Origin of the sequence: Candidatus Lernaella stagnicola, from assembly GCA_030765525.1 — a bacterium.
GTDB classification, from domain to species: Bacteria; Lernaellota; Lernaellaia; order Lernaellales; family Lernaellaceae; genus Lernaella; species Lernaella stagnicola.
In genome coordinates, this window is sequence record JAVCCK010000043.1 from 1 (window position 1) to 12,874 (window position 12,874).

The following is a 12,874-nucleotide window of genomic DNA, read 5'->3' on the forward strand; positions in this document are numbered from 1 at the left end:
CTCCGTGCCAGAAGAGCTGCGCGACGAACTTACGCCTGGAAAATGGTATTTCGCTTGGGCCAACATCGGCGCCAAGGATTCAGACGAAATATTTATTTGTGGCTGGGAATTCTAATGGATGGGCTGAATCCTCCATATGTTGTTGTTCTTGATGTTGGACATGGAAACAGCGCGGTTTTGGTTGATACGAACGGGGTAACGCTAATCGATTTGGGACCCGGCCCCGCCATAATCGAGGCTTTGACAAGTTTAAAAATAGTAGAAATCGGGGTTGTGTTTATTACCCACGCAGATAGCGATCATGCAGGCGGCCTTATACAACTTCTTGCGCAAAAGGAAATTAAAATTGGGAGACTGGTTCTGAATCCCGATGGGACAAAGGAGACGTTCCTTTGGGAAGGGGTAGCGCGCGCGATTCAAGAAGCGACGGATGAGGGAAGAGTTAAACTAAGGATAGATTTGTCAGAATATAAGAAAAATGAATACGATCAGGGTGAAGTAAACGTGGAAATTGTTGGTCCGACGAAGTATTTGGCTCTGCGGGGCGTTGGCGGCCACGACAAAAAAAATAGACGTATCAGCAGCAATTCGCTCAGTGGGGTCTTGAGGCTTTTTTACAAAGAGAAACCTGAGTTTCTATTTGCAGCAGATATTGACACAATTGGATTAGATGATCTAACAGAACGTGGGAAGAATATGCAGGCGTCTGTTGTTGTTATTCCACATCATGGCGGCGGGGATTCTGGTGGAGATGCGGCAAAGTTAACGAGGCGACTATGCCAGGAAGCACAATCGGAGACAGTAGTGATATCGCATGGGCGTAAGAAGTATAATAATCCGAAAGAGAATGTCATAAAAGCTGTCAAGGAAACATTACCCGGCGCTCGTATTGTCTGCACACAACTGTCAAAATCGTGTGCCCCTGAATTGACGAACGGCGAGAATGAACACTTATCGCACGTATTTGCAGCGGGTCGCGAAGGAGGAATGTGTTGTGGTGGCTCGGTTATCTTTCTCCTCGACCCAAAGGGGACCGTACCGAGTCCTGAAGAACACCTTGCGTTTGTTAAGTGTAGTGCGCCTTCAGCGCTTTGCATCGGTAACGACAACGACGAGTCGGTGTGACGCGTAAGCCGACAGGTGAAATAAAACAATAGTTGTGCGTGGAAAAGCGTCCATACGCCCGGCATTTCAGGACCGGGGAAACATTTGAGAGCTTTTTGTCGTGTGTTGTGTACAATCGGCTTTGAGGCGCCGAAATGTAGAAAATACGTGAATCGTTACTTGAGCGCATACATACACGGCTCGGCGCGGGGCGCAGTTGCGACGGGGTCCGGCTCCGGAAAAGTGATTGTTTTTCGGCGCGTTGGCGGCGCTATCGGTTGAATCGTCCGGTCGCTTGGTGGTAAACTAAGTCAGGGAGAGTGATTTTTATATGGCCTGGGGGGCCAAAGGAGATAGGTTCATGCGCCGCACGGTAACGATATTCCTCATGCCCGCTCTGATTTTATTTCTCGGTTTCTCCTTCATGGCGTGTTCTTCCAGTGGCGATGAAGCGGGTGCCGCGGGATCGGTGGACGAACCGACGCCCGGCCCGGTCGGCCCCGGTGGCGACGACGACGACACCGCAGGTGACGACGACTCCGGTGACGACGACAGCGGTCCGCCAAGTTCGGATTACATTGTCATTCACAAGCCGACCATGGATCAGATCATCGTCGGGACCGACGTGCCCGTGCACATCGAGTTCGGCGGCTCGCCGGACAATCCCGCCGTCACGCTGGATGATCTCAGCATCAATATCACCGAATCGGGCTTGTGGTTCTACGAATCGCCCGACCTCTACGGCACGATTCAGGGCGTCGAAGCGGGCGAGCACATTCTGACCGCCAGCGCCAATTACAGCAAAAGCCTCGAGCAGGAATCGGTGCGTTTCGAAACGACGCTGGAGGGCTACGTCGGGCGCATCGAATTGAACCTGAACAAATACACCATCGACCCGGGACAATCCTTGCAGGCCGGGTGGGACGTGTTCGACGCCGCCGGCAACGTGATCACCGAATCGGTGGACGTCACCTTGTCGACCGACCCGACCAACGGCGTGACGATCACCGGACGCACCCTCACCTTCGCGGAGGGCGGCACGTTTTGGGTGATCGCCTCGACGGTCATTGAAGATACGCCGGTTTCCGATTCCAAGCGCGTGAGTGTCGGCGCCGGGGCCTCCGACGTGGCGCGGGTCGAGATCGATTGCACGCCCAAAAACTTGAACGCGGGCGATACCTCGACCTGCAACGGCACGGCCTACGATGAAAACGACAACGTGGTCAATCACGCGATCGTGTATACGCTGACGCCCGAAGACTCGGGCGAAGTGCAGGGCAACGAGATCACCGTGTACCTTGCCGCGCAACTGACCGTGCACGGCACCGCGTGGGGCACCGAGATGGAAGACACGGTGCGCTTGCAGGTCAGCCCGGGCTCGGCGCACGACGTGATGCTCATGCTCGATCCGGACGAAATCGAAGTGGATGAAATCAGCACCGCGGCGGTGAACGTGGTGGACCGCTGGGACAATCCGATTTCAGAAATCGATGACGTGACGCTGACCTCGACTCCGTCGCAGGGTGTGGACATCGACGGCATGGAAATCACGCCGCACGTTTCGGCGGACATCGTGGTCAACGCGCGGGCGACGCATCAAGGCTCAATCGTCGAGGATCAGGCGGTGCTGCACGTAAGCGACAGCTTCGCGCCGATCATCGATCTGATTTCGCCGGAACGCGGCCAATTCATCACGGCGACCAACAACATCACCGTCACGGGCACGGTCTACGACGAGCACGGTAGTATTGAATCGTTCACGCTCAACGGCATGGATGTGTATTTCGACGACCTGGGACGCTTCACCGAAACCGTCACCTTGGAAGTCGGCCTCAACACCTTGGTCTTCACGGCCGAGGACAACTCGGGCAACACGGTTCACGCAACGCTCTCGGTGATGTACGCGCCGACCTACCTGCAAAACGGCAACGGCGTCAACAAAGCGATCGGCGCCCGGGTGAATCAGCTCGGATTGGATTCCGTGGAAGAAATCGCCGAGCTGTACGTACAGGAAGAAATCGAAGCGCAGTTGGCCGGTATGTTCCCGCTGGAGATCTTCCACGAGTCCTACGAGATTTGGGGTTTTAATATTTTCGAGGGCCAGGCGGAAGTAACGGGCGTGTCGCTGGATCCGGTTAATGTCGAACTGACTCCCTTTACCGGCGGCATCCGGGCGGCGGGCATCGTGACCAACATCGAGGCCCAGGCGTACCTGTATTACGACATCTTCGACAAAGAGACCGGGGAGAAGTTCGGCAGCACCGAGTACTTTACGATCACCGTCGACAACGCCACGGTATCGATGGACCTGCTCGTGACCGCGTCGGGCGGCGACCTGGACGTAACGGTCGACAACGTGACCGTGTCGATCTCGACGATCAACGTCAACATCAACGGCAGCCTGTTCGGCGACATCTTGGGTTGGCTGGTCGAGGAATTGGCCAACGGATTCGCGCTGGGGATTGTCGAAGATTTGATCCGCGACACGATCAACGAGATCGTACCGCCGCTGATCGAGTTAGCCTTGCAGGGGTTGGACCTGCATTTCGACCTGAGCTTGTTGGGCTTTGAATATCACCTGTACGCCGATTTCAGCGAGGTGGATTTCGACAATACGGGCGGTGATATCTGGCTGCACGCTTACCTTTGGTATGACGACGGTAGTTGGACGCCGAGTCCGAACGTGCCGGAGTTGCCGGGGTCGCTGCTGACCGACAACGGCGAGCCGACCTTCGGCGTGTTCGTACCGGGGACGTCCAATCCTTACGGCTTCGGTGTGGCCTTGGGCGACGACATACTCAATCAGTTCCTGCACACCGTTCACCGCAGCGGCATGTTAAGCCTCAATCTGGATCAGGAAACCCTGGAACAGTTCGGCATCGAAGACTTCGAGTTGACGACCGGCTGGCTGGGCGCGTTCTTCCCGGGATTGTGGGCGGAATACGGCTTCAACGAAGAAGTCGTCATCAAGATGCGGCCGCTGTTGCCCCCGGTCTTCAACGTCAATCCGCAAAAAGCCGGCAGCCTGACCACCGAAATTCAGCTCGGCGATTTCGTGCTCGAGTTTTCCTCGATGGATGAATCGTGGGCCAAGCTGGCCTTGGCGGCCTACATGCCCACCGAGCTAAGCGTAAGCGAAGAGCAGACGATCAGCCTGGCGTTCGGCGACATCGAACTCTACACCGACCTGTTCGACACCCTCGAAGGCATTCGCGCCAATGAAACTCTCTTCGAGCAACTGATGCCGAACTTGGTGCAGGCTTTGCTGCCCTTGCTGCTTTCGGGCGTGCTGGAAGAGTTCCCGATCCCGAGCTTCGAGGGCTTCACGCTCAACGTGGAGTCCTTCCAGAAATTCGGTCCGGGCCAGGATTGGATCGGGCTGTTCGGCAGCCTGGTGCAAACACCGGCCGAGCAGTTGTTACAGCAATGGTTGGCGCAAGAGGCCGAGTTTTATCGGGGCCTGTAACCGCCGGCGCGAAGTACATCCAATGCGGAGGCGCATGTGAAGTGTCCCAGTTGCGGCAAAAAGCTGCCGGAAGGCAGCATTGAATGCCCGCATTGCATTCAGGACTCGGCCTTCGCCTTCGAACCTTACCCCATCGTTCCTGAATCCAGCGCCGGCGGCGGCGCCATCGCGCTGGTCGTGGCGGTATTCGTCGCCGGAGCGGGGGCCATTGGGTGGGCGTGGTTCACGACACTTACCGGTCGGCTTTTCGGCTGGCCGGCCATCCTGATTGGTGTGCTGGTCGGGTTGGCGGTTCGCGTCTCCGGCGGTCCCGAGCCAAGGACGCGCGGCATCATCGGTTTGATCGGCGGCGTGGTGGGCATCGGCGGCGGCATCCTGCTGATTTTGTATCAAATCGCCTTCAACTGGGATGTGCTGGCCGGTGCGGCCGACGTGAGTAACGTGGCGTTCATTTTTGTCGGCTTGTCCTTGGCGCGCTCCTTGGCGGGCGCGAAAAAGCGGCCGCTCAGTGAGGGCGGTCTGATACGCGAAATCATGAATCAGTCGAATAAAACCACAAAGTAGACGAAGCGGTGCCACGCGAGTAATTCCGACACGTATTGCGTTATATCGGATCCGGCGTCGTCTTCATCGGGCGACGGCGCGCCCACCTGCCGCGTGATCGGCTGATTGAAAGCGGCCTGCGCGTCGGCCGGCAACTTTTCCTCGTTGCTCGCGTACTTCCTGTTCATGCCCAAGCGCAAATCGAACACGACCCGATCGCCGCCGACCGCCCACAAGCTGATCCCCGGGCGTTTATCCGTCGGGCCGAACGCCCTCGGCGGATTCCAGGATTTCAGCCAAAGCGAAGACTCGTGGTGGGCCGGTACGGCATCTTCGTCCAGCCAATTCTCGGTAGTCGGAAGAGGGGTGTCGGCCCGCAACTCCGGCGGCAGGTAGGAAGCGGCGGCCGCCGGCGACGCGGTCAGCGCGACGTAAAAAAGAATCGTCAGCATTCGGCAGCAAAGGCGAAGCATGTTCTTGGAATGATGCGTTGCCGGTGCGACGCGGTCAAGAAAGCCCCGCCGCGCGCTAGAAGGCGATGTTGGTTTCCAGGTAGTAGACGTGCTTTTCGTAGCTGAAGGGATCGAGGCTGACGTTGTTCTGGAACCGGTAGCCGGTGCCGAAAGCCAACCACCGCGTGGCGTGTACGCGCAGGGCGGCGTCGATGACCATCTTGCGGTCGATGCGACCTTCCTCGCTTTGGGTGTAGTCGAGGTAGCGATAGCGCCACCCGGCCAGCACATCCAGCGGCCCGACGAGCGTGAAATCCGTGGCTACATAGCCGCCGATACCGCGGTAGGTGTATTGCTCCGCATCGGCGTCGTTATGCTCGTAACTCGCTTCCACAAAGAGGCGACCCGTGCCCTTGGCGTACGCGAACAACTGCGCGATAGCCGGGGCGGCGTAAAACGCGTCGCGTTCGTTGAATTTCTTGAAGCGATTGGTTTCCAGCCGCGCGCCGAGTTGCGTGGCGGTCCAATGAGTTTCGGAGATCGTAAAGTACGGCGTGTAGACGTTGGCGTCTTGGTAATGCTCGCCGGCCAGGAAGTGACGGGAACGTTCGTACGCCCCACCGAGATACACCGGCACGCGCCCCGGGACGATGCGCAGCATGGCTTCGAGACGGGGCATGTGCGAGGTAAGGTTGAAATCCGACAGCAACTGTTCTTTGGTCGTGTCCACGTGCAGGCTTTGGTAGAAACGATAGCCGACGCCGATGCTCGCCCAGTCGCGGCGATAGGGATACAAGGCGATGTCCAGGTCGGTGTAGCCCAGAAAACCTTCGCGGTCGGCGATTTCGAATTCCTCGGGTTCGTAGAACACATTGGAATCGTAGGCGCCGCCCAGATCGAATCGAATTTCAAACCACCGTTGTCGGCGCCGTTTTTCCTCCGCCTCCATCAGCAACCGCCCGATCAAATCGCGAAACGCTCCGGGCTCGGTGCGTTCGTAAGCACGCTGCAGGTTTTCGATGGCCGCCTCGTAGTCGCCCAGGGCGAGATCGGTGCCGCCCAGGTAGTAGCCGAGGTGGGCGTTGCGTTGCGGTAGCGCGCGCGAAGCGCTGGACAGCGGCGCGAGCGCCTGCTCGAATTCGCCGAGACGGAAATAGGCCGCGCCGCGGTAGTAATCCAGCGTCGGTAGATCCACGCCGAGTTCGGCCGCGCGGTCCAAGGCGTTCAGGGCGTCGCGGTATTGCCCCTGCATATACAAGGCCAGGCCGAAGTCGAAATGCGCCTCCGGGCGCGCCTCGGATTTGGATAACACGTCACGCAGCAACGCTTCCGCCTTGCCCCATTGGCCCAAGTGCCCGGCGCACAGGGCTTGGCGATGCAGGTTGTCGGTGCGCTCAGGGTCGGCGGCGTAGGCCAATTCGAAAAAACGAAAGGCGCGCGCGTAGTCGCCCTTGATGAAGGCATCCTCGGCGATGGCTTGCAGGTGATCGGCGGACTGAGAAGAGGCGAGACACGGCACGGCCACGAGCAGGTACGCGACCAGCGCGGCCGCGACCGCGAGCAGCATGGCCGTTCGCCTCACGTGCATTCCGTATCCCTTTGAAATTGCGCCTCACGCGCGTTTCCGTTGGCGAGGGAATGGTCGCAAAGACCAGTGGCTTTGGCAAGCGGCGCGGCGGGTCGCCCGTAATCGAACGAATACGACTCGACCGGAGGCCGAAGCCCCCGGACGAGTCATCATCGTTCGAATAGCGGCGGTATCTTAGCCTAGATGCTTATTGAGGATTTCCTCGAAATGAGCCTTCGGACGGGCGCCGACAACCTGATCGACCATTTCGCCGTTTTTGAACAAGATGACGGTCGGAATACCGCGGATGCTGTATTTGCCCGGCGTCTGGGGCGCTTCGTCCACGTTCAATTTCGAAACTTTAACCCGGCCGTCGAAATCGGCGGCGAGTTGTTCCATGATCGGACCGACCATCTTGCACGGTGCGCACCACGGAGCCCAAAAATCGACGAGCGACAAGCCCTCGTGCTGCAGAATTTCGGCCTCGAACGTGTTGTCATTAACTTCGAGCATGCGTTCCTCCTGGCTTTCCCTTGGTTTTGTGTATCAAGTTCAATATTTGTTCGGTAAGCGCGTCGTCCAAACTGTAACATACCTTCACGCCGTCACGACGCGCCGACACGATATCGCTGTTGCGTAACAACGCCAAATGCTGGCTGACCGTCGCCTGCGGCAGATTTAGAAGGCGGCATATTCGACCGACATGGCAACTGCCGTCGGCCAACGCCGCCAGAATGCGCAGGCGGGTCGGGTTCCCCATGAGTTTCAATGTATCGGCAAAATCCTTCGTATCGCTCATTCATTCACCTATTCGCATATAGATATAATTATATATATCTTGCGCGGAATGTCAAGCCCATAGTCGGCTCTTTTTACGCCTGATCCCGGCGGTCGGCGCGCGATCCCCAAGGCGACCGAGCGGCAACTTGTTCTCGTCCGCCCGAGTTGGTAGCGTTGGCCCGCAATTCTCGAGGGAGACCGCTCATGCGCACTTTGATCGCACCGCTTCGTCAATTGGCCACCATGGCTGGGGTCGTCGAGAAAGACGGCATCGGCGTGACGTGGGACGATTTGGGCCTAATCGACAACGCCGCGTTGGTCTTTGAGGACGACCGCATCGTATACGCGGGGCCGGCCGCCGACGCGCCGACCGATCACGCGCGGCACGTGGACGCCACGGGCTTGGTGGCGTTACCGGGATTGATCGATCCGCACACGCATCCGTGCTGGGTCGGCTTGCGGCATGACGAGTTCGCGATGCGGGCCGAGGGTGCCACGTATTTGGACATCAGCCGGGCGGGCGGCGGCATTCGGGCCAGCGTGCGGTATTGCCGCGGCGCGAGCGAAGACGAGTTGTTCGAGGCGACGGCGTCGCGACTGGCGCGCATGCTCGCACTGGGCGTAACGACCGTGGAGGCCAAGAGCGGCTACGCGCTGAACACCGAAGGCGAACTGCGCATGTTGCGTGCGATTCGGCGCGCGGGGGCGCAGAGCGATCAGGAAGTCTTCGCCACGTTTCTGGGCGCGCACGCCATCCCCGAAGAATTCGCGGACGACAGCGAGGGCTTCACGGATGTGATCGTCGAGGAAATGCTCCCGGCGGTCGTGGCCGAGAGCCTGGCCGATTTTTGCGATGTGTTTGTCGAGGAAGGATTCTTCTCGCTCGCCCAGGGTCGCCGCATTCTGCAAAAGGCGAAAGATCTGGGCCTGGCCCTGCGCATCCACGCCGATGAATTCGTGTCGCTGGGGGGCGCTCAACTCGCGGCCGAACTCGGTGCCGCCAGCGCCGATCACTTGATGGCTATCGACGAGCAGGGTAGGCGCGCGTTGGCCGACGCCGGGGTCACGGCGACGTTGCTGCCGGCCACGACGTTGTTTTTGGGGCAAACGAATTTCGCCCCGGCTCGCGCGTTGCTCGACGCGGGCGTGCGCGTGGCGTTGTCGACCGATTCCAACCCCGGCTCCAGCCACACGGAAAACCAGCAGCTCGTGCTGACCTTGGCCTGCACCCACCTGGGGATGAGCGTGCCCGAGGCCCTGGCGGCGGTCACCTACAACGCGGCGCGTTCACTGCTCGCCCACGACCGGCTCGGCGCGTTACTGCCCGGCTACCGGGCCGACGCGGCGCTGTTCGCGGTGCCGGATGTGCGCGCGATTCCCTACCACCTCGCGATGAGCGACTTGCGCCTGGTCGCGGCCGGGGGCCACTTGTACCAAGCGCCGCCGACGCACGCCGCGCCGCTGGCTACGTAACGTTTTTTTAGTCTTTGAGTACGCTGACCAACTCGGCGGTTTCGTACCCGCCGGTCAGATCCAGGAAGATGGATTCCAAGCGGTTGTCCACGGCGGCCTCGGGGCTTCGCAGTTCGTCCATCGTGCCCTCGGCGATGATCTGCCCCTTGTTGATGATGGCGATGCGGTCGCACACCTCTTCGGCGATTTCGAGCGTGTGCGTCGACATGAACACTGTGCGCCCGGCCGCGGCCAATTGCCGGAAAATGCGTTTGACCAGCCGCGCGCCCTTCGGGTCGAGGCCGACCATGGGTTCGTCGATGATCAGCACTTTGGGGCGGTGCAGCAACGCCGCCGACATGATCAAGCGCTGTTTCATGCCGTGGGAAAAGTTCTCGACCAACTCGTCGCTCCACTCACCGAGCTCGAACATGGTCAGCAGTTCGGCGCCGAGCTTGTCGATGTTCACGCCGTCCATGGAGAACAGCCCGCCCACGAAATGCAGAAATTCCATGGCCGTCAGTTTGTCGTAGAGATACGGCCGGTCGGGGATGTACCCGATGACCGCTTTGGCGGCCAGCGCGTTTTTCACCGCGTCGACGCCCGCGATCGTGATGCGGCCGGTCGTGGGCTTGAGCATGCCCACCAGCATCTTGATGGTCGTGGTCTTCCCCGCGCCGTTGGGGCCCAGAAAGCCGAAAATTTCGCCGGGTTGCACCTCGAGGTTGACGTGGTTGACGGCGACGAGTTTGCCGTAGTGCTTGGTGAGGTCCTCGGTCAGGATCATTGCGCCTCCAGAATTTCAAGATCAATGGCGCCGATCACGCGCACAAGATCGACTTGCTTGTCCAGCCCGCCCGATACGATGCGCAGGTGCGTGGCGTCGGCGGGAAATTGTCCGAAAGTGGCGTCGATGGAGACCCATCGGCCGACGTAGACGCTGTTCCACGCGTGATAGTAAAACGCGCCGTTGAGATACACCAGACCGACCTCGATCCGCGACGGCAGGCCCAGCGCCCGCGCCAGCGCCGTGAACAGCGAAGCGTGTTCGTTGCAATCGCCGCGGCGAATCAGCAGCACGTCCTTCGCGCTCGTGATCGATACGAGAGGGCGTTTCTCCAGGTTCTTGTAAACCCAATCCGCGACGGCCCGCGCGGCGGTCACCGCGTCGACCGCCACGGGCACGATCTCGCGCGCCTTCTTGATAATCGCCGGGTCGCGGGATTCGATCAGCGGCTCGGGCTTGAGCCACACGGCGATGTCCTCGTCGTCGCCTTCGTACGGAATCACGAAATCGCCCTTGGCCGGCGGCGGCGCCGCGGTAACGGTCAGCACGCCGTTTTCGTACGTTTGGCGTCCCGTGCCGATCGGCAGGTCGTCGAGGTCGACACCGCTCACCCGTACGGCGAGCTTCGTGGCTTCACGGGCGTTGGGGATTTTGCGTTGGACGGCCACGCGCGCCACCTCGGGCAGGTCGACGGGCTTGTCGCGCCAGTTTTCGGTCAACGCCGTTTGCCGCGGCTCGCGCACCATGGAAACGTTGGCCATGTTCTGTTCCAAGGTGCGGCCTTGTTCATCGACTATCGAGGTTGATTCCGCGCCGGCCATTTTCGTCACGATGCGAAACGCGACGATCGGCGGGCCGTCGGGCATGGGGTGCTCGATGCGCTCGGCCACGCGCACATGGGCGGTGTCGTAGCGGCGGGTCATCGGGTCGAAGAAGGGTAGCTCCACGGAGTTGCCCACCTGCAGCCCGCCTTTGTCGACCATGAACTGGACGATGTCGTCGGGCATGACGGGAATTTCGGGAAGCGGGACGATTTGGGTTTGCGTGCCGCCGGCGGTTTCGATTTCCAGGTCGATGGCGTTGTTGCGCACCGTGCCGATCACCTTGAATTTGAGGCGGTCGGAGCGCATGACGAAATCGACGTATTGCAGCCGGTAATCGGGGCCGGTCAGAAACGTGCTCTCGGTGCGCATGACTTGCGTGACGCCCTGCATGGCCAGGCGCATGTAGGTCGTGATTTCCGCCTTCTTGCCCGTGGCCGTTTCGGTGCGCAGCACGGTGGCGTACCCGATCTTCTGCTTGGTGCCGTCCGGGCTCAGGGCGTAGATGCCGAACCACTCCTGCTCGCCGTCCTCGGTTTCGGACAGCGCGGCGGCGGCGACCTCGATCCCCGGCGGCAACGTCGTGTGGTGAACCTGCCGATACACGAACACCGCCAGCAACGCGACCCATCCGAGAATAAAAAAAACGCGCAGCGGTTTGCTCATTCGTCATCCTTTCGCAATCCAGCCACACCCTCAAGTTAATGGCGAATCAATTTCCACGCAAACCCTGATCCGCCCGGGCGCGCCCGGCGGGCATCGCGAATCAGGGCGAAGTTGGTAAAATGCGGCGGGCGTGGTAATCTTTGGCCGCTTTGCGGCGCAGGAAAGATGGACCGCGAAGGGTCGTGAGCGAGCAAGGAGGCCGGGGTGAAACAGCATGTCCGAGGGCGTTGGTGGTGGGTCCTTATCGCCGTCGCGTTGCTCGTGATGGTCGCGGGTTGCGCCGCGGGCAACGAGGAATCCAACACGGTCCAGGACCGCACGCCCGATGATGGCGAAGATTATTCCGACGAAGATGATTGGGGTTGGGGCGAGCACGGCAGCCCGGGCGGCGCGAACGACGACGATGACGACGACACCGCCGGCGACGACGACACCGCTGCGGATGACGATGATGACAACGACGATGACGACGCGACCTACACCCCGCCCGACGGTATCGAGATGATCTTTTTCGACGTCGACCAGGGCGATGCGGCACTGCTGCGTTTCCCGCAGGGCTCGACGATGCTGATCGACGCCGGCGGCAACCAAATGGGCCGCTTGGTGGTGTATCCCTACCTGCAATCCATCAACCTCGACACCATCGATGTCATGGTGGCCAGCCACGCGGACGCCGACCACGTCGGCGGCTTGGACGACTTGATGGAGCGAGTGGACGTGGGCGAACTGTGGTGGAACGGCCGCGACAAAGACACGGTGACGTGGCAGGAAGTCGTTGACCTGGCCGACGAACTGAGCATCCCCATGGTGGAGGTGGAGCGCGGCGACTATTTTGAGATCGACGGCTGCAGCGTGGAGGTTTACAACGCCGACCAGCCCGAATTCGAAGACCACAACGCCGACAGTGTCGTGTTGTACGTTGATTGCGAGGCCGTTGGCGCGCTGTTGACCGGCGACGTGACCGAGGGGGCGCAGGAGGGGTTGATCGACGAATACGGCGCGGCGTTGGCAGCCGAGATCGTCAAGGTGCCGCACCACGGCAGCCCGGATCGGTCGTCGGATTTCCCGAGTTTCGTGCAAGCCGAGTACGCCGTCTTTTCCTACGGCACCGACAATCCTTACGGTCATCCGAACGCCAACGTGGTGCAAGAGTGGGAAGATGTCGGCGCGGCGATTTACAAAACCGCCGAAGACGGCGACGTTACGTTCCTGATCAAAAACGGGAACATCACTGTC

11 protein-coding genes are annotated in these 12,874 nt (G+C 60.1%); 5 read left to right on the plus strand and 6 right to left on the minus strand.

Annotation, left to right across the window (positions count from 1 at the left end):
- Positions 1-114 precede the first annotated feature (114 nt).
- The 3 genes from P9L99_20550 (at position 115) to P9L99_20560 (ending at position 5,134) form a co-directional block, all read left to right on the plus strand.
- The gene (locus P9L99_20550; protein MDP8225762.1) at positions 115-1,125 is read left to right on the plus strand and encodes an MBL fold metallo-hydrolase; all 1,011 of its coding nucleotides are present in this window, start codon (positions 115-117) and stop codon (positions 1,123-1,125) included.
- 340 nt (positions 1,126-1,465) lie between these two features.
- A complete protein-coding gene (locus tag P9L99_20555; GenBank protein ID MDP8225763.1) occupies positions 1,466-4,570 on the plus strand; it encodes a hypothetical protein in 3,105 nt (1,034 codons plus the stop codon).
- 36 nt (positions 4,571-4,606) lie between these two features.
- Entirely contained in the window at positions 4,607-5,134 is a 528-nt protein-coding gene (locus P9L99_20560; GenBank protein ID MDP8225764.1) for a zinc ribbon domain-containing protein, read from the plus strand.
- On the opposite strand, the gene P9L99_20565 is transcribed toward P9L99_20560, so the two are convergent.
- The 4 genes from P9L99_20565 to P9L99_20580 form a co-directional block, all read right to left on the minus strand.
- Positions 5,110-5,565, minus strand: coding sequence for a hypothetical protein (locus tag P9L99_20565; protein MDP8225765.1), 456 nt, complete (start codon positions 5,563-5,565; stop codon positions 5,110-5,112). The two genes, P9L99_20560 and P9L99_20565, sit on opposite strands and share 25 nt — an antisense overlap.
- A gap of 76 nt (positions 5,566-5,641) precedes the next feature.
- A complete protein-coding gene (locus P9L99_20570; GenBank protein ID MDP8225766.1) occupies positions 5,642-7,153 on the minus strand; it encodes a CDC27 family protein in 1,512 nt (503 codons plus the stop codon).
- 174 nt (positions 7,154-7,327) lie between these two features.
- Positions 7,328-7,645, minus strand: coding sequence for a thioredoxin (gene trxA / locus P9L99_20575; protein ID MDP8225767.1), 318 nt, complete (start codon positions 7,643-7,645; stop codon positions 7,328-7,330).
- Positions 7,632-7,931, minus strand: a complete 300-nt coding sequence (locus P9L99_20580) for a metalloregulator ArsR/SmtB family transcription factor (GenBank protein MDP8225768.1) — start codon at positions 7,929-7,931, stop codon at positions 7,632-7,634. The genes trxA and P9L99_20580 overlap by 14 nt, the downstream gene beginning before the upstream one ends.
- A 185-nt stretch (positions 7,932-8,116) precedes the next feature.
- Between P9L99_20580 and hutI the strand changes: the two genes are divergently transcribed.
- Complete coding sequence (hutI, locus tag P9L99_20585) at positions 8,117-9,385, plus strand: imidazolonepropionase (protein MDP8225769.1); 1,269 nt, start codon at positions 8,117-8,119, stop codon at positions 9,383-9,385.
- Between the two features lie 7 nt (positions 9,386-9,392).
- Here hutI and P9L99_20590 read toward each other — a convergent pair whose 3' ends face one another.
- Together P9L99_20590 and P9L99_20595 are read right to left on the minus strand one after the other, a co-directional pair.
- Positions 9,393-10,151, minus strand: a complete 759-nt coding sequence (locus tag P9L99_20590; GenBank protein ID MDP8225770.1) for an ABC transporter ATP-binding protein — start codon at positions 10,149-10,151, stop codon at positions 9,393-9,395.
- Positions 10,148-11,638 carry a transglutaminase-like domain-containing protein gene (locus P9L99_20595; protein ID MDP8225771.1) on the minus strand — a complete coding sequence of 497 codons (1,491 nt, stop codon included), beginning with the start codon at positions 11,636-11,638 and terminating at the stop codon, positions 10,148-10,150. Before P9L99_20595 ends, P9L99_20590 begins: the two co-directional genes overlap by 4 nt.
- Positions 11,639-11,842: 204 nt before the next feature.
- Between P9L99_20595 and P9L99_20600 the strand changes: the two genes are divergently transcribed.
- Positions 11,843-12,874: MBL fold metallo-hydrolase (locus tag P9L99_20600; protein ID MDP8225772.1), on the plus strand; the 1,032-nt coding region annotated here is incomplete at its 3' end.

Excerpts from the sequence above, each read along its gene's own strand:
- P9L99_20565 (MDP8225765.1), bottom strand. The coding sequence starts at position 5,565 with ATGCTGACGATTCTTTTTTACGTCGCGCTGACCGCGTCGCCGGCGGCC.
- P9L99_20570 (MDP8225766.1), bottom strand. The coding sequence starts at position 7,153 with ATGCACGTGAGGCGAACGGCCATGCTGCTCGCGGTCGCGGCCGCGCTG.
- P9L99_20595 (MDP8225771.1), bottom strand. The coding sequence starts at position 11,638 with ATGAGCAAACCGCTGCGCGTTTTTTTTATTCTCGGATGGGTCGCGTTG.
- trxA (MDP8225767.1), bottom strand. The coding sequence starts at position 7,645 with ATGCTCGAAGTTAATGACAACACGTTCGAGGCCGAAATTCTGCAGCAC.
- hutI (MDP8225769.1), top strand. The coding sequence starts at position 8,117 with ATGCGCACTTTGATCGCACCGCTTCGTCAATTGGCCACCATGGCTGGG.
- P9L99_20550 (MDP8225762.1), top strand. The coding sequence starts at position 115 with ATGGATGGGCTGAATCCTCCATATGTTGTTGTTCTTGATGTTGGACAT.
- P9L99_20590 (MDP8225770.1), bottom strand. The coding sequence starts at position 10,151 with ATGATCCTGACCGAGGACCTCACCAAGCACTACGGCAAACTCGTCGCC.
- P9L99_20555 (MDP8225763.1), top strand. The coding sequence starts at position 1,466 with ATGCGCCGCACGGTAACGATATTCCTCATGCCCGCTCTGATTTTATTT.
- P9L99_20580 (MDP8225768.1), bottom strand. The coding sequence starts at position 7,931 with ATGAGCGATACGAAGGATTTTGCCGATACATTGAAACTCATGGGGAAC.